This window comes from Streptomyces sp. NPDC058221, assembly GCF_042882365.1.
Classification (GTDB): Bacteria; Actinomycetota; Actinomycetes; order Streptomycetales; family Streptomycetaceae; genus Streptomyces.
The window spans coordinates 1-17,507 of sequence record NZ_JBHVWF010000101.1 but is presented as its reverse complement, the minus strand read 5'-3'; the positions used below and the strand labels follow the sequence as shown (position 1 = coordinate 17,507).

The 17,507-nt window shown below is 69.5% G+C and carries 15 protein-coding genes and 4 pseudogenes; 10 read left to right on the top strand and 9 right to left on the bottom strand.

The genetic code is table 11. From position 1 onward, the window contains the following. Positions 1-27: 27 nt before the first annotated feature. The 3 genes from metE to ACFVW8_RS27175 all read left to right on the top strand — a co-directional run bounded on the left by metE (position 28) and on the right by ACFVW8_RS27175 (position 4,701). Positions 28-2,346: a 5-methyltetrahydropteroyltriglutamate--homocysteine S-methyltransferase gene (gene metE, locus ACFVW8_RS27185; protein ID WP_389694409.1), complete on the top strand. Its 2,319-nt coding sequence runs from the start codon at positions 28-30 to the stop codon at positions 2,344-2,346. A gap of 199 nt (positions 2,347-2,545) precedes the next feature. Next, positions 2,546-3,640 carry a Rieske 2Fe-2S domain-containing protein gene (locus tag ACFVW8_RS27180; protein WP_389694407.1) on the top strand — a complete coding sequence of 365 codons (1,095 nt, stop codon included), beginning with the start codon at positions 2,546-2,548 and terminating at the stop codon, positions 3,638-3,640. 155 nt (positions 3,641-3,795) lie between these two features. After that, complete coding sequence (locus ACFVW8_RS27175; protein ID WP_389694405.1) at positions 3,796-4,701, top strand: aminoglycoside phosphotransferase family protein; 906 nt, start codon at positions 3,796-3,798, stop codon at positions 4,699-4,701. 148 nt (positions 4,702-4,849) lie between these two features. Here the strand turns inward: ACFVW8_RS27175 and ACFVW8_RS27170 are convergent, their stop codons facing one another. Continuing rightward, positions 4,850-5,134, bottom strand: coding sequence for a putative quinol monooxygenase (locus tag ACFVW8_RS27170; protein WP_389694403.1), 285 nt, complete (start codon positions 5,132-5,134; stop codon positions 4,850-4,852). A 378-nt stretch (positions 5,135-5,512) separates the two neighbouring features. On the opposite strand from ACFVW8_RS27170, the gene ACFVW8_RS27165 reads away from it, so the two are divergent. Together ACFVW8_RS27165 and ACFVW8_RS27160 are read left to right on the top strand one after the other, a co-directional pair. Next, positions 5,513-5,839, top strand: coding sequence for a plasmid stabilization protein (locus tag ACFVW8_RS27165; RefSeq protein WP_389694401.1), 327 nt, complete (start codon positions 5,513-5,515; stop codon positions 5,837-5,839). An 86-nt stretch (positions 5,840-5,925) separates the two neighbouring features. Further along, the gene (locus ACFVW8_RS27160; protein ID WP_389694399.1) at positions 5,926-6,489 is read left to right on the top strand and encodes a DJ-1/PfpI/YhbO family deglycase/protease; all 564 of its coding nucleotides are present in this window, start codon (positions 5,926-5,928) and stop codon (positions 6,487-6,489) included. A 91-nt stretch (positions 6,490-6,580) separates the two neighbouring features. Here ACFVW8_RS27160 and ACFVW8_RS27155 read toward each other — a convergent pair whose 3' ends face one another. Then, complete coding sequence (locus ACFVW8_RS27155; protein ID WP_389694397.1) at positions 6,581-7,336, bottom strand: TioE family transcriptional regulator; 756 nt, start codon at positions 7,334-7,336, stop codon at positions 6,581-6,583. Positions 7,337-7,394: 58 nt separating this feature from the next. Between ACFVW8_RS27155 and ACFVW8_RS27150 the strand changes: the two genes are divergently transcribed. Beyond that, positions 7,395-8,597 (top strand): erythromycin esterase family protein, encoded by a 1,203-nt coding sequence (locus ACFVW8_RS27150; RefSeq protein ID WP_389694395.1) that lies wholly within the window; start codon positions 7,395-7,397, stop codon positions 8,595-8,597. Between the two features lie 18 nt (positions 8,598-8,615). Here the strand turns inward: ACFVW8_RS27150 and ACFVW8_RS27145 are convergent. The 3 genes and pseudogenes from ACFVW8_RS27145 to ACFVW8_RS27135 all read right to left on the bottom strand — a co-directional run. Further along, a pseudogene (locus ACFVW8_RS27145) lies at positions 8,616-8,840 on the bottom strand (hypothetical protein); the annotation flags it as partial. Between the two features lie 83 nt (positions 8,841-8,923). Continuing rightward, positions 8,924-9,934 carry an aldo/keto reductase gene (locus ACFVW8_RS27140; RefSeq protein ID WP_389694393.1) on the bottom strand — a complete coding sequence of 337 codons (1,011 nt, stop codon included), beginning with the start codon at positions 9,932-9,934 and terminating at the stop codon, positions 8,924-8,926. A 289-nt stretch (positions 9,935-10,223) separates the two neighbouring features. Then, positions 10,224-10,541 (bottom strand): annotated as a pseudogene (locus tag ACFVW8_RS27135) (aldo/keto reductase); the annotation flags it as partial. On the opposite strand from ACFVW8_RS27135, the pseudogene ACFVW8_RS27130 reads away from it, so the two are divergent. Continuing rightward, positions 10,539-10,673: pseudogene (locus ACFVW8_RS27130) on the top strand (TetR/AcrR family transcriptional regulator); the annotation flags it as partial. The pseudogenes ACFVW8_RS27135 and ACFVW8_RS27130 sit on opposite strands and share 3 nt — an antisense overlap. 59 nt (positions 10,674-10,732) lie before the next feature. Here ACFVW8_RS27130 and ACFVW8_RS27125 read toward each other — a convergent pair. The 3 genes and pseudogenes from ACFVW8_RS27125 to ACFVW8_RS27115 form a co-directional block, all read right to left on the bottom strand. Beyond that, positions 10,733-11,497, bottom strand: a complete 765-nt coding sequence (locus ACFVW8_RS27125) for an alpha/beta hydrolase (RefSeq protein WP_389694391.1) — start codon at positions 11,495-11,497, stop codon at positions 10,733-10,735. A gap of 244 nt (positions 11,498-11,741) precedes the next feature. After that, positions 11,742-12,235, bottom strand: a pseudogene (locus ACFVW8_RS27120) (carboxymuconolactone decarboxylase family protein); the annotation flags it as partial. 145 nt (positions 12,236-12,380) lie between these two features. Continuing rightward, on the bottom strand, positions 12,381-13,676 hold the full coding sequence (locus ACFVW8_RS27115) for a peptidase (RefSeq protein WP_389694390.1): 1,296 nt from the start codon (positions 13,674-13,676) through the stop codon (positions 12,381-12,383). A gap of 346 nt (positions 13,677-14,022) precedes the next feature. Here ACFVW8_RS27115 and ACFVW8_RS27110 point away from each other — a divergent pair, with 346 nt between their 5' ends. Further along, positions 14,023-14,631, top strand: coding sequence for an NAD(P)-dependent oxidoreductase (locus tag ACFVW8_RS27110; protein ID WP_389694388.1), 609 nt, complete (start codon positions 14,023-14,025; stop codon positions 14,629-14,631). A 288-nt stretch (positions 14,632-14,919) separates the two neighbouring features. Beyond that, complete coding sequence (locus ACFVW8_RS27105) at positions 14,920-16,137, top strand: MFS transporter (protein ID WP_389694386.1); 1,218 nt, start codon at positions 14,920-14,922, stop codon at positions 16,135-16,137. 13 nt (positions 16,138-16,150) lie between these two features. Here ACFVW8_RS27105 and ACFVW8_RS27100 read toward each other — a convergent pair whose 3' ends face one another. Next, positions 16,151-16,558 (bottom strand): hypothetical protein, encoded by a 408-nt coding sequence (locus tag ACFVW8_RS27100; RefSeq protein WP_389694384.1) that lies wholly within the window; start codon positions 16,556-16,558, stop codon positions 16,151-16,153. 366 nt (positions 16,559-16,924) lie between these two features. Between ACFVW8_RS27100 and ACFVW8_RS27095 the strand changes: the two genes are divergently transcribed. Further along, a partial coding sequence (locus ACFVW8_RS27095; RefSeq protein WP_389694382.1) for a coiled-coil domain-containing protein occupies positions 16,925-17,507 on the top strand: 583 nt, incomplete at its 3' end.

Genomic DNA, 17,507 nt, shown 5'->3' with positions numbered 1-17,507 from the left:
AGGAGTCATCTCGCGAAGGAGATTTCCGTGACAGCGAAGCCCGCAGCCGCGGCAGCACGAGCCACCGTGTACGGCTACCCCCGCCAGGGCCCCGACCGGGAACTGAAAAAGGCCATCGAGGGCTACTGGAAGGGCCGGGTCACCGCCGACACCCTCCGGGAAACAGCGGCCGGCCTGCGCCGGTCCAACTGGAGGCGGCTGGTGGACGCCGGCGTCCACGAGGTGCCCACCGGCGACTTCTCGTACTACGACCACGTCCTGGACACCAGCGTCATAGTCGGCGCAGTCCCCCAGCGGCACCGCGAGGCCGTCGGAACCGACGCCCTCGACGGCTACTTCGCGATGGCGCGCGGGACCCAGGACGTGGCTCCGCTGGAAATGACCAAGTGGTTCGACACCAACTACCACTACCTCGTCCCCGAACTCGGCCCGGACACCGTCTTCACCGCCGACTCCACCAAGCAGGTCACCGAGCTCGGGGAAGCCCTCACGCTCGGGCACACCGCCCGGCCGGTGCTCGTCGGCCCCGTCACCTACCTCCTGCTGGCCAAGCCCGCCCCGGGGGTACCGGCCGGCTTCGAGCCGCTCGCCCTGCTGGACCGGCTGCTGCCGGTGTACGCGGAGGTGCTCGCCGACCTGCGTGCCGCGGGCGCCGAGTGGGTACAGCTCGATGAGCCCGCTCTGGTCCAGGACCGCACCCCGGCCGAACTCGACGCCGCCGCCCGCGCCTATGACGGCCTCGGCAGCCTGACCGACCGGCCCAAGCTGCTCATCGCCTCCTACTTCGACCGGCTCGGCGACGCCCTGCCCGTCCTGGCGAAGGCCCCGGTCGAGGGCCTGGCACTCGACTTCACCGACGCGGCGGCCGCCAACCTTCCCGCTCTGGCCTCGGTGGGCGGACTGCCCGGCAAGCGGCTCGTCGCAGGCGTCGTCAACGGCCGCAACATCTGGATCAACGACTACGAGAAGTCCCTCTCCACCCTCGCCACCCTGCTGGGCCTCGCCGACCGGGTCGACGTGGCCGCGTCCTGCTCCCTGCTGCACGTGCCACTCGACACGGCGGCCGAGAAGGACATCGACCCCCAGATCCTGCGCTGGCTCGCCTTCGCCGAACAGAAGACCGCCGAGGTCGTCACGCTGGCGAAGGGGCTGGCACGGGGCATCGACGCCGTCGCCGGTGAGATCGCCGCCAACCGCGCCGACCTCGCCTCCCGCAAGAACTCCCCCCTCACCAGCGACCCCGTTGTCCGGGCCAGGACGGCGGCCGTCACCGACGCCGACGGCCGCCGCTCCCAGCCGTACGCCGAGCGGGCCGCGGCCCAACGCGCCCACCTCGGGCTGCCGTTGCTGCCGACGACGACCATCGGTTCGTTCCCGCAGACCAATGAGCTGCGCACGGCCCGTGCCGACCTGCGAGCGGGCCGGACCGACACCGCCGGTTACGAGGAGCGGATCAAGGCCGAGATCGCCGAGGTCATCTCCTTCCAGGAGAAGGCCGGCATCGACGTCCTGGTGCACGGCGAGCCCGAACGCAACGACATGGTCCAGTACTTCGCCGAACAGCTCACCGGCTACCTCGCCACCCAGCACGGCTGGGTCCAGTCCTACGGCACCCGCTACGTCCGCCCGCCGGTCCTGGCCGGCGACATCTCCCGCCCCGAACCAATGACGGTGCGCTGGACCTCGTACGCCCAGTCACTCACCGGCCGTCCGGTCAAGGGCATGCTCACCGGACCCGTCACCATGCTGGCCTGGTCCTTCGTCCGCGACGACCAGCCCCTCGGCGACACCGCACGGCAGGTCGCCCTCGCACTGCGCGACGAGGTCAACGACCTGGAGAGCGCGGGCACTTCGGTCATCCAGGTCGACGAGCCCGCACTGCGCGAGACACTGCCCCTGCGCGCGGCGGGCCGCGCCGCGTACCTGGACTGGGCCACCGAGTCCTTCCGCCTCACCACCAGCGGCGTACGTCCGGACACCCAGATCCACACCCATATGTGCTATGCCGAGTTCGGCGACATCGTCCAGGCCATCGACGACCTCGACGCCGACGTCATCAGCCTGGAAGCAGCCCGCTCCCACATGCAGGTCGCCCGCGAACTCGCCGCACACGGCTACCCGCGCGGGGCCGGACCCGGGGTGTACGACATCCACTCCCCCCGCGTGCCCGGTGCGGACGAGGCCGCCGCCCTGCTCCGCAAGGGGCTGACTGCCATTCCCGCCGAACGGCTGTGGGTCAACCCCGACTGCGGCCTGAAGACCCGCGGCTGGCCCGAGACCAGGGCGTCCCTGGAGAACCTGGTCGCCGCGGCCCGGACCGTCCGAGGTGAACTGCCCGCCTCCTGACCGAAGGTGACGCACGGCCGGGCACCCGCGCGTGAGCGTGGGTGCCCCGGCCGGCGACGCTCACCGGGTGGGCCCGGATCGGAGGCCCTGCCGTCAACGCGTCGCGCTTTTCGTCCCGTTCGGGTGAGGTGCGGCGTGTCGAGTGGAACACGCGGTGGTCTGGGCAGCCTTCCGGCGACGCATCGTGGAAGGGGAAGTCGTGGAAGTGCCAACCGAGTACGGGCGTGTCATCAGTGAGGGTCCGACCCCGGCGGACGCCGCAGGGGCGCCCTCCCTCCCCTACCCGAGCGGCTGGTCGGCGCTGGCCTTCTCGCACGAGCTACGTCCGGGCACCGTACTGACCCGGCCGCTGGCCGGTCAGGACGTCGTGCTGTACCGGCTGGGCTCCGGAGCGCTCCGGGCCGTCCACCCGTACTGTCCGCACCTCGGTGCCCATCTCGGTCTGGCGAAGGTCGACGGCGACGACCTCACGTGCCCGTTCCACTTCTTCGCGTTCGGGCCCGACGGTGCGTGCCTGCGCACGGGGTACGGCACGCCGCCGCCGCGTTCCCCGCTGACGCAGCTGCCCGTGCACGAGGTCAACGGCGCCGTCTTCGTCTGGCGGCACCACGACGGTCGCGCGCCGGACTGGCTGATCCCCCGCTGGCACGAGATCGGCCACCGGCCCGCCCGTACGGCCGCCTGGGAGCTGGCCGGAAACGTCCAGGAGGTCATCGAGAACTCGGTGGACCTCGGACACTTCGCCACCCTGCACGGCTGGTCCAGGGCCGAGATCGGCGGGCCGGTGACGTATGACGACGCCACGTTCCACGTATCCATGCGCGCCCATGAGACGGCACCGCTCGTAGGCGGCTTCACCGTCGATGTGGAGGTGGACGGATACGGGCTCGGCTGCCTGCACGCCGACGTGCACACACCTCGGTTCGGGCTGCGGATGTGCACGATGGTGATGCCTACGGCGATCGCTCCCAACCGGATGCAGTTCCGGCAGCTGAACCGGATCTCGTTCGCGGAGCCGGACCGGCTGCCGGCCCCCCTCGCGCGGGCGGTCAGCCGTACCGCGGCCCGGCTGCTGGACCGCGTCGTCTTCCGGTCCAGTTGCGAGTTCACAGCGGCGGACTTCCCGATCTGGCATCACAAGCAGTACCGGCAGCCGCCCCGACTGGCCTCAGGCGACGGCCCGATCGGCCCCTTCAGGCGCTGGGCCCGGCGCTTCTATCCGCAGCTGCCCGCCAAGGAGACGGCGGGCCGGCTCGGCCACAGCGAGGGCGGGGACGAAGCCGTGATCTCCTGAGTCCGCGGGCTCCTGCTTCCCGGCCCCGGGCCCCGGAAGTCTCGGAGACAAAAAGCGTTCGGTGACCCCCATGACACCGGCGTAGGTTGACCTTTCGAATGCGTCGGCCCGGTTGACGCGGCAGGCTTCCGAGAGGGACGAGGGCGGCCACTCCGATGGACAGCGAAGTCACCGACAGAGTGCCCACCATCGATACGGTGCTGGTCAGACGCCTGGTCGACAGCCAGTTTCCGCAGTGGGCCGGACTGCCGCTGACGACAGTCGATCCGGCCGGCTCGGACCATGTGATCCACCGGCTGGGGACCGGGCTGTCCGTCCGGCTGCCCCGCCATTCCGGTGCCATCGGGCAGGCACGTAAGGAGTCCGAGTGGCTGCCCCGGCTCGCCCCGCACCTGCCGCTGACCGTCCCGGTCCCAGTGGCGGTGGGGCGGCCCGGTCTCGGCTATCCGTGGCCGTGGGCGGTGACCCGTTGGCTGCACGGAGAGGTGGCCACCGTCGAGGCGCTGGCCGACTCGCCCGGCACCGCCGTCGCTCTGGCGGGATTCCTGACCGCTCTTCAGCAGTTCACGACCGCGGACATCGCGGCCCCGGGAGCCCAGGAAGTCCACGAAGGCCTCGCGGGGGCGCCGTTGGCCGACCGCGACCGGGCGACGCGCGCCGCCATCGCCGAGGTGGGCGGCGTGTTCGACACAGCGGCCATGACCCAGCTGTGGGACGAAGCGCTGCATGCCCCGGCATGGGATCGCCCTCCGGTCTGGTTCCACGGTGACTTCCACACGGGCAACCTGCTGACGGTCGACGGCCGCCTCAGTTCCGTCATCGACTTCGGCGGGCTCGGCATCGGGGACCCGGCGCCCGACCTGACCATCGCCTACACCCTGATGTCCGCCGGGAGCCGCGCCTGCTTCCGGACCGCGCTCGAACTCGACGATGCCACCTGGGCCCGGGGCCGCGGCTGGGCCCTGGCCACCGGTCTGAACGCGTTCACCGCCTACGCCGCGGTCAGCCCCCGGGTCGCCGCGCAGACCACCCGCCAGATCACCGAGGCCCTCATCGGCTAGGCGGCGTCCCTTCGATCAGTGACTCGTTGATCTGATCGTGCTCAGCGGCGGGGATCTGACCGATTGGCAGGCGCGGATACCTCTGTCTCGGCACGGTCACTGCTGCTGCGATCCTCGTCCGGCTCGGATCGTGAGGGACAGACATGGGCTACGGGCCCTCAACACCGGAGATCCGGTACTTGCTCACCTCCGCGTCGCGGATCTGAGCTGCCTGCTCGGGTTCCGGACCCGAGCCACGGAAGCGGGCGAGAGCCTCATCAGTCTCCCAACGCTCGTACACGTTGATCCGGTCCGGCTCGGCCAGGTCGGCCGACAGAGCGAAATCCAGGCAGCCGGCGGCCGCACGAGCCTGCTCAACGGCCTTCGAGCATCCGGCCAGATATACGTCGCGGTCAGCAGCGTCCACCCACAACTTCCCAGCAATGATGATCACGGCACTCCTCGAATCGCGGCTACTCGCCTACCGGTGATGTGCGGCGTGACCGACCACCGGCACGGCCTTGGAGATACAGACCGCAGCGGATCACAAGAATCATCGGTGCACGAGCCGCACGATCGAAGAGACAGGCCCTGGGTGTTCTGAAAGCCGTGCCGCCCGCACGGCACGCCGGTTGAACGACTGTCCGGTCGGCCGCTGCGGGTCCGGGTCACCCGAGCGCGCGGCCCGGTGGGCGCAGCCGTACGGGCGGTGTCATGTTTCGGGGGTGGGCCAGTGGTAACCCGGGTGTACGACGGACCGCATCCGTGTGGCCGTCCGGATGACCGGGTCCCCCGGCCCGGTCATCCGGGAGATCGACGAGGAGGACATGCCATGCCGGCAGGATCCAGCCGCAAGCGCGAGCGCCAGTACGAGCACGTGAAGGAGAGCGCCGAGAAGCGCGGCACGTCGGAGGGGCGGGCGAAGGAGATCGCCGCCCGCACCGTCAACAAGGAACGCGCCCGTTCCGGTGAGTCCCGGACGGCGAGCAGGACATCGACCCAGGACCCGAAGTCCGCCTCGCAGCGCGGTGGTGAGCGCTCGCACAAGGGCGCACAGGGCCGGACCAGGGACCAGCTGTACGAAGAGGCCAAGAAAAAGAACATCGAGGGCCGCTCGACCATGAACAAGGAGCAGCTGCTCAGGGCCGTCAGCCGCTGAGGCTTCAACGCCTCCGTGCTGCCTCGATCCGCCGCTCACGGCGGACAGAACGCGTACGACACACAACGCAGGAAGGACGCTCACTGATGTCCGACCACGGCATGACCAAGCTCAAGGTGCTGGCGATCGTCACCAACTACGGCCTCGAGCAGGACGAGCTCGTCGTGCCGGCCGATCACCTTCGCGCACGAGGAGTCCAGGTCGATGTCGCCGCAGTGACCTCGGACGACGTCGAAACGCTCGTCGGCGACAAGGACCCCGGCAAGACTCTCCACCCCGACCTCACCCTGGACGGCGTCGATCCGGCAGGCTACGACCTCCTGCTCATCCCGGGCGGCACGCTGAACGCCGATACGCTCCGGCTGCAGAGCGCTGCCACCCGGATCGTGCGGTCCTTCACCGGATCCGGCCGCCCCGTCGCCGCCATCTGCCACGGACCCTGGGTTCTGGTGGAGGCCGGTGCCGTCACCGGGAAGCGGCTCACCTCCTACGCCTCTCTGCGGACCGACATCCGTAACGCGGGCGGTGACTGGGCCGACGAGCCGGTGGTCACCGACAGGTCGGGCGGCTGGCAGCTCATCACCTCACGCAACCCCGGTGACCTGGAACCGTTCGTCCGGGAGATCGATGCGGCACTTGCCGTTCAGTAGCTGAAGTACGACACGCCGGGATGTGCCGGGGCGGTAGCCGAGCGGGCAACCGGACTTCCGGCCCGCAGTGGCCGGGCGGGAAAGATCCGGCTCATCCGCGCTCGCGGAGGTACGTGTCCAACTCTGCGGCCCCGGTCAGCATGGCCCGCCCGCGGGCGGACAGCCGGGCGTGCCAGTCCCGCAGGGCAGCCTCCAGCGGTTCCAGCCCGCCGGCCGCGCGCACCTGTGTGATCAGCGGTGCGATCTGCTCCAGCAGATAGCCGCCCCGCCTGAGCTGGTGGGCCAGCCTGGCGTCCCGTACATCGGGCTCGTCGTATACGCGGTAGCCGGTACGCGGGTCGCGGCGCGGGCTCACCAGCCCGGCGCGTTCCCATGTGCGCAGCGTCGCCGGCCGGATGCCGAGCTCCCCTGCCAGCGGCCCGATGAACGTGCCACCGGGCCCGGGCATTCCGGTCCCGGCCGGCCGGGGTACCGCGGCGGGACCGGGCGGCGGGACCGGTTCCAGGTCGCCGAGGGCCCTCTCCACGGCATGGAGGGTTCGCCGGTCGTCGAGGAGCTGGACGTGACTCTCGTCGATGACGCGGAACGCCTCGTCGACCGCGCCCTGGTTCACGGCCCGCATGACCGACGTCGCCGACCGGTGACCGTGGCCGGGCACCAGGGCGAGAAAGGCGCGCAGGGCCGCGGCGTGCAGCGAGGTGTAGGTGCGGTAGCCGTGGGGTGTGCGGCCGGCCTCCGGGAGGATGCCGGCCGCCTCGTAGTTCCTGACCGCCTGCGTGGACAGTCCGTGCCCGCGCGCCAGATCAACGGGCCTGAGCCGGTCACCGGTTTGAGGGTTTCTCCCCATGAGCCCGCCAATATCGCGAGAAAGTTTACACCGAAGGTTCAACGATACCGTTGAATGCATGGCTACTGACATCAAGGACGCCGTGCACACCGTCGATGCTGCCGCCGTCATGAGGCTGTTCACAGGCCGGCCTCGGCTGCTGGCCCTGGGCGAGCCCACTCACGGCGAGGGCGCCCTGCTCGACACACGCAACGAACTCTTCCGGCAACTCGTCGAGCAGGAGGGCTACCGGACGATCGCCTTGGAGAGCGACTGCATGACGGGCCTGATCGTGGACGACTACGTCACCTCGGGCGCGGGCACCCTCGACGAGGTCATGGAGCACGGATTCAGCCACGACTGGGGCGCCTTCGAGGGCAATCGCGAGCTCGTCCGCTGGATGCGCGCCCACAACACCGGCCTGCCCACGTCCGAACGGCTACGGTTCGCCGGGATCGACGGCCCGCTGGAGATCACCGGCGCCGCAAGCCCCCGGCAGGCTCTCACCGCACTCCACGGCTACCTCGCGGCCCGGGTGGACGCGGACCTCCTCCCCTGCACCGCGGAAACGCTCGACCGTCTGCTCGGCGCCGACGACCGGTGGACCGATCCTGCCGCCATGAGGGACCCGGCCCGGTCCGTGGGGCAGTCGGCCGAGGCCGGTCAACTGCGGCCGCTCACAGACGATCTGGCGGCACTCCTCGACGCGCAGACGCCCTACCTGATCACGGCGACCTCGCAGGACGGCTGGGACCGGGCGCGCCTGTACGCACGCACCGCGGCCGGACTGCTGCGCTACCACCACTGGATGGCCGACACCTCACCGGCCCGCATGACCCGGCTGATGGGCGTGCGGGACCAGATGATGGCCCACAACCTCCTCGCCCTCGTCGGCCGGGGCCCGGCGCTCGTCAACGCCCACAACTCCCATCTCCAGCGGGAGAAGAGTTCGATGCGGATGGGCACGGTACGGGTGGAGTGGTGGAGCGCCGGTGCGCTGGTCGGCACCCGGCTCGGGAAGGAGTACGCCTTCGTGGCCACGGCCCTCGGGACGATCCCGCACCAGGGGGTGGACACGCCACCGCCGGACACCGTCGAAGGGCTCCTGTACGCGCTCCCGGAGGACCGGTACGTGATCGATTCCTCGCAACTGGCCACCGCCCTCGGTGACACCCGGCCCGCGCTCCGCGTATCGCCCTGGTTCGGCTACGCCCCGTTCGACCCGGCCCACCTGGCGAGGATCGACGGGATGGTGTTCGTCAGGGGCGTACCGCAGACGTAGCGCCACTACTGTCCGGGGTCAGACCTGTTGGGGCGTACTCGGAGAGTCCCAGGTGAGCGGGTCGAGATGGAGGCAGAAGCTCAGACGGCCGTGGTCGGGGGCGACGCCGTACCGTTCGGCGAACGCTGCGTCCGCGGCCGCCGCCTGCTCCGCGTCCGTCCATGTCTCTCGCGCAGGGGCGAAGAGCAGGGCAAGATCGGCGTGGCGGTCGGACGACCCGAGGCGGCCCAGGTCGATGAAGCCTTGGCCAGCGGCCTTGGACTGATCGCGGCCCATGACCTCGACGGTATTGGCGCCCGCTATCGCCACCGCACCGGGCCGTCGCGTCAGTTGGCAGGTACGGGCGCGTCCTCGGCGATGATCCTCTGCTCGCGCAGGGCCGCCCAGAACTCCTGGGGAACGTCCTGAGCGAGAGCTCCGAGGTCCTCGGCGATACGGCTGGGCCGGGTCGCCCCGGGAATGGCCGCGGCGACGGCGGGGTGGGCCAGCACGAACTGGAGGGCCGCGGCCTTGATGCCGATGCCGTTCTCCTCGGCCAGTGCCTTGATGCGGCTCACCTTGTCGACGATTTCCACGGGCGCCTCGGCGTACTCGAAGTGACTGCCGCCGGCGAGAATGCCGGAGCTGTACGGGCCGCCGACGACGATGTCCACGCCCTGCGCGGCCGCGGCGCGGAGCAGCCGCTGCAGGGCCCGCTCGTGGTCGAGCAGCGTGTAGCGTCCGGCCAGCAGGAACGCGTCGGGCTGCGGCTCCTCCAGGTCCAGCGTCATCTCCAGCGGCTCGACCTTGTTGACGCCGAGGCCCCAGGCCTTGATCACACCTTCGTCCTTCAGCCGTGCGAGCGCGCGGAAGGCGCCCGTGCGGGCACTCTCGTAGACGCTGACCCATTCGTCGCCGTAGAAGTCCTGGGCGACGTCGTGGACCCAGACGATGTCGAGGCGGTCCGTCCTCAGACGCTTGAGGCTGTCCTCCACGGAGCGCAGGGTGGCGTCGGCACTGTAGTCGTTCACGATCCGGTTGGGACGTCCGTGCTCGAACAGGGCTCCCTTCTCGCCGAGTTCACGGCCGGCGGGGTCCTCGACCTCGTCGAGGATGACCCGTCCGACCTTCGTCGACAGGATGAACGCGTCGCGGGGCTGCTGGGCGAGCACGTCACCGAGACGGATCTCCGCAAGGCCCGCGCCGTACAGCGGTGCGGTGTCGAAATACCGGATGCCCTGGTTCCAGGCGGCCTGCACGGTGGCGGCGGCCTCGTCTTCGGGGATGGCGCGGAACATGTTGCCGAGGGGTGCGGTGCCGAAGCCGATTCGGCCGGGCAGCAGGGAGCGGATGCTCATGGGGTTACCTCGATGATGCCGGTGGAGGGGGATGCCGCGTGGAGCGCACGGACGGACCGCGTGGTCCGGATGAATGCGTGCTACACAGCCCGCTGGTGTCGTCCGGGCGCGGGGTACGCGGCGTTCGCTAACCCTGAGAACAATACTTGCGCACGCGGGTTATAAGCAAACGCGCCATATTGGCACGCATCCTGAACCTCCCACCGGCCCGCACCTCACAGCCCGATGAACATGCAGAGCCGCCCACTCCGACACCCTGAGCGGGCGGCCACGACGCGGGAGAGGCCGGTCAGCCCAGCGGCACGTCGGCCGAGCTGGAGGGAACGGCATCGAGGGCGGCGACCGTCGCCTCGTCGAGAGCGAGCGCGCCCACCGCAACGTTCGCCCGAAGGTGGTCCGCGTCGGCGGTGCCCGGGATGAGGTGCACGTTCGGGGCATGCTGCAGCAGCCACGCGAGGCCCACCTGCGACGGGGTGACCCCCAGCGCCCGGGCCGCGTCGGTGACAGCCGGCTCCTCGGTCACCTTCGGCATGCCGGGGAAGGCGCCGCCGAGCGGGAAGTACGGCACCCAGGCGATGCCCTCCGCTAGGCACAGCTCAAGCACGTCGAGGCCGACGACGTCACCACGATGCTGCTCGGCGTGTTCCTCGCCACGGCACCCGGCAACACGCCCGAACAGACCGGCCGGCTCCTCGACCTCGTCATCGACGCACTGCGCCCGGCACCGGGCCGCCGGTGAGCTGAACGGAACCTGGGGGCGGTGCACGACCGGCAGGCCGTGCACCGCCACAACGCGCGTCAGGCCGGCGAGCCGACCGCTCGACCAAGATGCCGGGCGAAGAACCGGACCGCGCTGTCGGCCTCGAACCGGGGCAGCTCCTTGTGCCTGCCCGCGTTGGCGTGCAACGTCTTCTCCTTCGAGGCGAAGGCGTCGAACAGCGCCAGACCGGCCTCGCGCGGGATGTGCTCGTCGTCCCACTGCATGTCGAACTCGACGGGGACGTCGATCCGCTTCGCCTTCTCGGCCAGGACGTCGGGCCAGTGCTGACCGAAGACGGCGGCCGTGATCCTGGGCTCGACCGCCACGAGCGGTATCCCGATCGCGGTCCCCATATTGATGCCGAAGTAGCCGACCGGCCCGCCGGCGCCGATCTCCGGAAGGTCCTGGAGGGCGTCCAGGGTCGCCCTCCATTCGGGCACGGCAAGCTCCGCCAGATGCGCGTTGTACCGCACGACGACCGGGCCTTCGGGCTCGCCCGCCGCCCTCGCCCGGTACAGCGCGGCCATCTCCCGCTCGTCGTGCGCCGTGCGCGGCCGGTCGCCGTGCCCCGGCACGTCGATGACGGCGACATGGAAGCCGCAGCCCGTCACGAGGCGATGAGCCCGGCCCGCCATGGCCGGTGCCTTCTTGTGCGTACCGCCGCCGTGCCCCATCAGCACCAGGGGTGCCCGGCCGGCACCGGAGTCAGGTGACCAGAGAACACCGGGGATCTCCCCCACGGTGAAGTCCCTTTCGACCATGGCGTTTGATGACGACTCAGCGGTGAACTGCAGAGAGTACACAGGTGATGCCTTTCAGGAGTGCCTTGTTGTCGAGGCGCTCCCGGCGACACCTACGTCAGTCGCCGGCCGTGACGGGAAGGGGGAGCACCCACGTCGATACAGCGTTCATGGGTCTCACCTCCTCGGGCGGTTTCACGGTCATCCGCAAGCTAGCAACCGCGCGGTGAACCCTCCACTCCTTATTCTCACCACGTGGACCGCTCCGGGGCAGGGCCGGCAGGCCGTCCGGCAGCCGGTCCACGACAGCGGCGAAGGCGCCGGGTCCGCGGGAACCGCCCTGGTTGTTCAGGATCACGCCGATCCGGTTGCTTGCGTTGATCACGGCGATCAACGAGACCAGCGCGACGGCCCGGTCCTCGTCGTACTGCTTGCGCACCCGGCCGCCAGGTCTCGTCGGAGACACCGGGCTGCGCGTCGGCGATGCGGGTGCCTTCCTCGGTGAGCGCCAGTGCGGCCCGCTCGGCCTCGGTGAACACGGTGGAATGGCGCCAGGCGGCGACCGGACCGAGCCGGGCGGAGCTCCCACCGGCAGTCGCGGCCCTTGCCCTGGCCGTCGACGCAGAAGCCGCAGCCGTTGATCCGCCTGGCACGCGACTGCACCAGCTCCTGGGTGGGCTTGGGCACAGGCGACGCCTGGACCACCTGGCGTACGGCGTAGATCCGCTTGCCGATCCTGGCTCCCACACGGTCCGGGAACAGCCCGCCTACCCAGTGCACGAGGTCATGGGCCGGGGCCATGAGCCCAGCAGCCAGGGTTGCAGCCTCCCGCATCTCACCCCCGGCACGACCGTTTCACCTCGACGGGCCCGACACCGCTCGGTGCCGGGCCCGTCGGGCGGTCAGCGCATGGCCCGGGGCGCCCGCTCGCCCCCCGCGTCATGCCTCAGACGTGGGAGCCGGCCTTGCGACGGCGTGCGGCGAACATCGCGCCCGCACCGATCGCCAGGGCCGCGCCGCTCGCGAGGGCGACTTGCGATATCCCGGAGGTCGAACCCGTGGCGGCAAGGCTGCCGTTCACGGGACCGGCCGACGAGCCGCTCTGCGGCTTGAGGTCGGGAGCGGCCGACTCGGTCGTACTGGGCTTGGCGTCGTCGACCTTGCCGGGCTTGCTGCCCGCCGCGGCGATCAGGAACTCGTAGCCCTCGAGGTCCGGGCTCCCACCGCAACTGCCGTTGTCGTTGAAGTAGTCACCGGCGACGAAGGTGACACCGTTACCTGCGGGTGCCAAGGCATCGATCGTGAGGCGCATCTTGACATCGACGTGGGCGCCGGCCTTCAGCGGACTGATGGCGTCCATGTAGTGCTCGTTGTCGACGGTCTTCCATGTCGAGGAAGAGGCGGACGACCACTGCAGATGCACCAGGTCATCGAGGTCGTTGAGCCCGCTCCGGTCGGTCGCGTGGACGTAGGCGAAGGGCAGCACCTTGTCCATCGTCCTGTCGGTGCCGTTGGCCACCCGCAGTTCGAAGTTGACCTTCGTACCCGCGACGACCGTGGAGGGCAGGCCCGTGACGACCGTGGTGAGCTCGGGCTCGGCGACACATTCCTCGCCGTCCTCACCCTCCTCGGCCGCCTCCTTCGCCTCGGCCAGTGCCTCGTCGGCAGCGGTCTTGTCGGCGAGGGCCTCCTTCGTGGCCTGCTGCGCCAGGTCCACCGCTCGCGCCGCGGCGACCCTGGCGTCGTCACGCGCGTCGTCGGCTTCCACGACCTTGGCGTCGGCGGCCGTTTTGGCCTCAGTGGCAATTGTCGAAGCGGCCTCCGCCTCGGCGAGAACCGTCGCCGAGGCGGTCTTCTCGTCCTCGGTGGCGGTCTCCGGAAGAGCCTCGATCGCCGCCTTTGCATCGACGACGGCCTGATCGGCCTCCGTCTTCGCGGTGGCGGCCAAATCGGCGGCGGCCTGGGCGGTGTTGACCGCTGCGGTCAGCGGATGGGTGTCGGAGTCGAACGCCTTCAGCGCAGCGTAAGCGGCGCTCTGGTCCGCTACGGCGTCGTCGTACACCGCCTGTGCTGCGGCGGCGGCCTTCTCCAGCTCCGCGATGGACGGCTTCTCCTGTGTCTGCTTCTCCTGTGTCTGCGCTGCCGGCTTGTCGTCGGCGAACGCGGGGGCAACCGACAGCAGGAGGGCAGGCGTGGTCACTGCGGCGGCAACAACTGGGGCAAGAACCCGGCGAAACTTCACAAGAACCCTTCGGGATCCGAAAAAGAGAAGAAGGCGTCGCAGCGGAAATGGGGCACGCGGGTGCGACTTGAGGTGATCGTATGGCCGTACCGGTGATTGATCATCACGACTTCTTCACTTGCGCCGGACGGCATCGCAACTCCGGGACGGACAAAGAAGATCAAAGGGTGCAGTTGCGTTCGACGCCTATGCATTCACCGTGAGGAACACCACATGACCGCGGCATGTGCCATCCATCGCCCAGCAGGCCATGCCCCGTCGGGACCACCACCCACCCCACACCGCCGTGCTAACGTAACCACTAAATTTTCTTTAGTGGTTTTCCGTGAGGAAGGTGTCGTCCACCATGAGAATCACGATCTTCGGCGCGACCGGGCGGATGGGGCAACTGCTCGTCCGCAAAGCTCTGGACGCAGGACACGAAGTCACGGCCTACGCCCGCACACCCGGCAAACTCCGCATCACACACGAGAACCTGTCCATCGCCGCCGGACAGCTCGATGACGGCGAGGCGGTCCTCGAAGCGATCCGGACCGCCGACGCCGTCATCGAGGGTGTCGGCTCCGAGAGCGCCGCGACGCGCAGGATCATCGCCGCCATGAAAAGCGCCGGCGTCCGACGGTTCGTGGTCGTCTCCACGTGCAGCGTTCCGGACCCCGCCGATCGGCCGGACCGCAAGTTCGATGCTCTCGCCCAGTTCGTCCGCACCGCCGCGCCGCGTCCCTGGGCCGAGGTTCGCTCCGCCGCTGAGGCGGTACGGGCCAGCGGTCTGGACTGGACCCTGGTCCGCGTGGCCAAACTCAACGACAGACCCGCCACCGGAGACGTCAAGGCCGGGCACTACGGCCACGGGGTGGTGGGCCTCTCCATCAGCCGCGCCGACATGGCCGGCTTCCTGCTCAGCCAGGTAACCGACGAGACCTACCTGCACAGCGCCCCGGCGATCAGCAACTGACGATCAACCCGGCCACCCACGGAGAAGCCGGCAGCCCGACGCCCTCACACCAATTTGAACGCCGGTAGCCACAAGGGTTGTTCCCGATATCCGTGTGACTCTTCCCCCGGCAATGACGCCTTTCCACGCACGTCCTTTCCTCTTCATACTCCATCGTCGTTGGCGCACTCCGCCCCCTTGTTGCGGGAGCGTCACCCAAGAGGGCCATCAGGTGTGGGAGGAATGTTGACGGCAAGTCCGGCCAAACGCGTACCCGAAGAACCGTCTGCCGAATGTTCGCAGGACGACGTGCCGTGGCTCGTCGCCCACGGACTGCTGCTTGAGCGCGGGCCACGGCGCACCCTGGCGACAGCCGGCTTCATCAACATGCTCGGCAGCGGTGTGTTCATGCTCAGCGCCGCTGTCTTCTTCACCCGTTCCATCGGACTGCCGGTTTCTCAGGTAGGCCTCGGCATGGGCGCGGGAGCACTCGTGGGGCTGCTGGCCGGGGTCCCGGTCGGCCACGTTGCCGACCGGCGCGGGCCCCGTGAGATCTACATGCTGACGCTGGCCGTGCAGGCCGTCGCGATGGCGATGCTGCTCCTCGTCCATTCCTTCTGGCTGTTCACAGCGGTGATCTGCCTGACCCAACTGGCGGGATCGGCCAGCCAGGCGGCCCGGGGTCCCCTCGTGCGCGGACTCGCAGGTGCGCAGCCCGCCCGGTTCCGGGCGTATCTGCGTTCCGGCGCCAACCTGGCCTCCAGTATCGGCGCCCTGCCGGCTGCGCTGGTCGTCCAACTGGACACGCGTGGCGCGTACATGTGCCTCGTCCTGGGCAACGCTCTGACCTTCGCGGCAACGGCTGTTGTCGTGAGCCGTCTCCCTTCACTGGCCCCTGTCCCGGCGCCCGCCGGTGCGGGACGCTGGTCGGCGTTGAAGGACTACCGCTATATGGCGATCACAGCACTGGACGGCATCATGTCGATGAACGGCGCTGTCCTGGTCTTCGCCCTGCCTCTGTGGATCGTCGGGCACACCCATGCACCGCGCTGGTTCGTCGGAACGAGCGTGCTGCTCAACACCGCCATGGTGGTCGTTCTGCAGGTCAGAGCCAGCCGCGGTATCGACGGCAATGCTTCCGCCGCACGGGCCTGGCGCCGTGCCGGCTGGACCTTCCTGGCCGGACTGTGCCTGATCGGCCTCGCCGCCGGCCTGCCCGCCTGGGGCGCGGTCCTGCTGATACTGCTGGGAGTGGGCGTCCACACCCTCGGTGAACTCCTGTACTCGGCCGGATCGTTCGAGCTGCGCTACAACCTCGCCCCCGCACACGCACAGGGCCAGTACGCGGGGGTGTTCCGCTTCGGCAGTGGACTGACGGGCGTCGCGGCACCCTCGCTACTGGCCTGGCTCTGCCTCGGCGCCGGCACACCCGGCTGGCTCCTGACAGGCGGAATCTTCCTCGCCGTCGGGCTTGTGGTACCCCACACGGTCCGATGGGCGGAGCAGTCCCCGCACCGTGCCGGCTGATCCCATTCCGCATCTACCTGGCACAGCTCCGACTCGCCGTCCACCACGCGGCGGCGAACTCGCGTACCGACGGGAACCTCTGGCCGGGGTCGGGGCATGCGGCCCGGGCGAGGACTCCCAACTGCGCGGGCGGGCCTCGCCACGCATCCTCTCTGTCTCCCGCGTCCAACAGGAGCCGGGGCACACGGACGAAGTCGTACAGAATCGCGCCGTCGTAGAAGTCGACCGCTACATAGCCGGCAGCCTCTACCGCGAGATGTGCGTCCAGGACCTGCCCGAAGGCGCGCGCCACCTGGGGCAGGGGCGGCACCCGGAAGCGGGCCGAATCCTGGTCCCGAAAGGCGGTGAACAGTTCGCCCATCTGTCGCAGGCAGGGCTCCACTTCGGTCAGTGCGTCGATATCGAGCAGCGGGTGGGCCATGGGGATCCTGTCATCGGCAGACGCCCCGGAACCGGACCCGTTGTGCGCCTCCCCTGCCTCGAAGTCATTTTCGCCGGCCCGGTGAGACCGGTCGCGAGTTGCCGGACTCATCGGGACAGACCGTCAGGCGATCACCACAACATGCGCGATGTAACCAACTCAAGGAGGTTCTGTAACGAGATTTTGCCTCCGGGCGTTTGTACTGATCACAGAAAGGTCACTAAGGTCAGGCCTCGAACCTTCGCACGATTGATCACCCAACCGGGGTGGCAACGAAGACACCGCCGAGTCCGTCATGCGCACGGAGCCGGGGATACGCGTCCCCGCAGCCCGGTAGGCGGCTCGAGGAAGAAGGAGCTCGCCTCCGTGGCGTCCCACCGTCGTCCCAAACAGCCGAGCCGCACTCGCGTGACCGTGCTCACCGCCACTGCCGCCGCAGCCGTGGCTCTCACCTCCCAGGCCGCTCACGCCGACCCCAAGCCGACCAAGAGCGAGGTCAAGGCGAAGGTCGACAAGCTCTACCACGAGGCCGAGGTGGCCACCGAGCAGTACAGCGGGGCCAAGGAGAAGCAGGACAAGCTCCAGAAGCAGGTCGACGCGATCCAGGACAAGGTGGCCCGCGGCCAGCAGGAGCTCAACACGCTCCGCTCGGGCCTCGGTTCGCTCGCCGCCGCACAGTACCGCTCCGGAGGCATCGACCCCTCCGTGCAGCTCTTCCTGGCCTCGGACCCGGACAGCTTCCTCGACCAGGCCTCCGCACTGGACCAGTTGACCGCCAAGCAGGCCGAGTCGCTGGCGAAGATCCAGGGCAAGCAGCAGTCCCTCGCGCAGCAGCGCAAGGAGGCCCAGGACAAGCTGGACGACCTCGCGGACATCCGCAAGACGCTCGGTGAGAAGAAGAAGAAACAGCAGGGCAAGCTCGCCGAGGCGCGGAAGGTGCTCAACACCC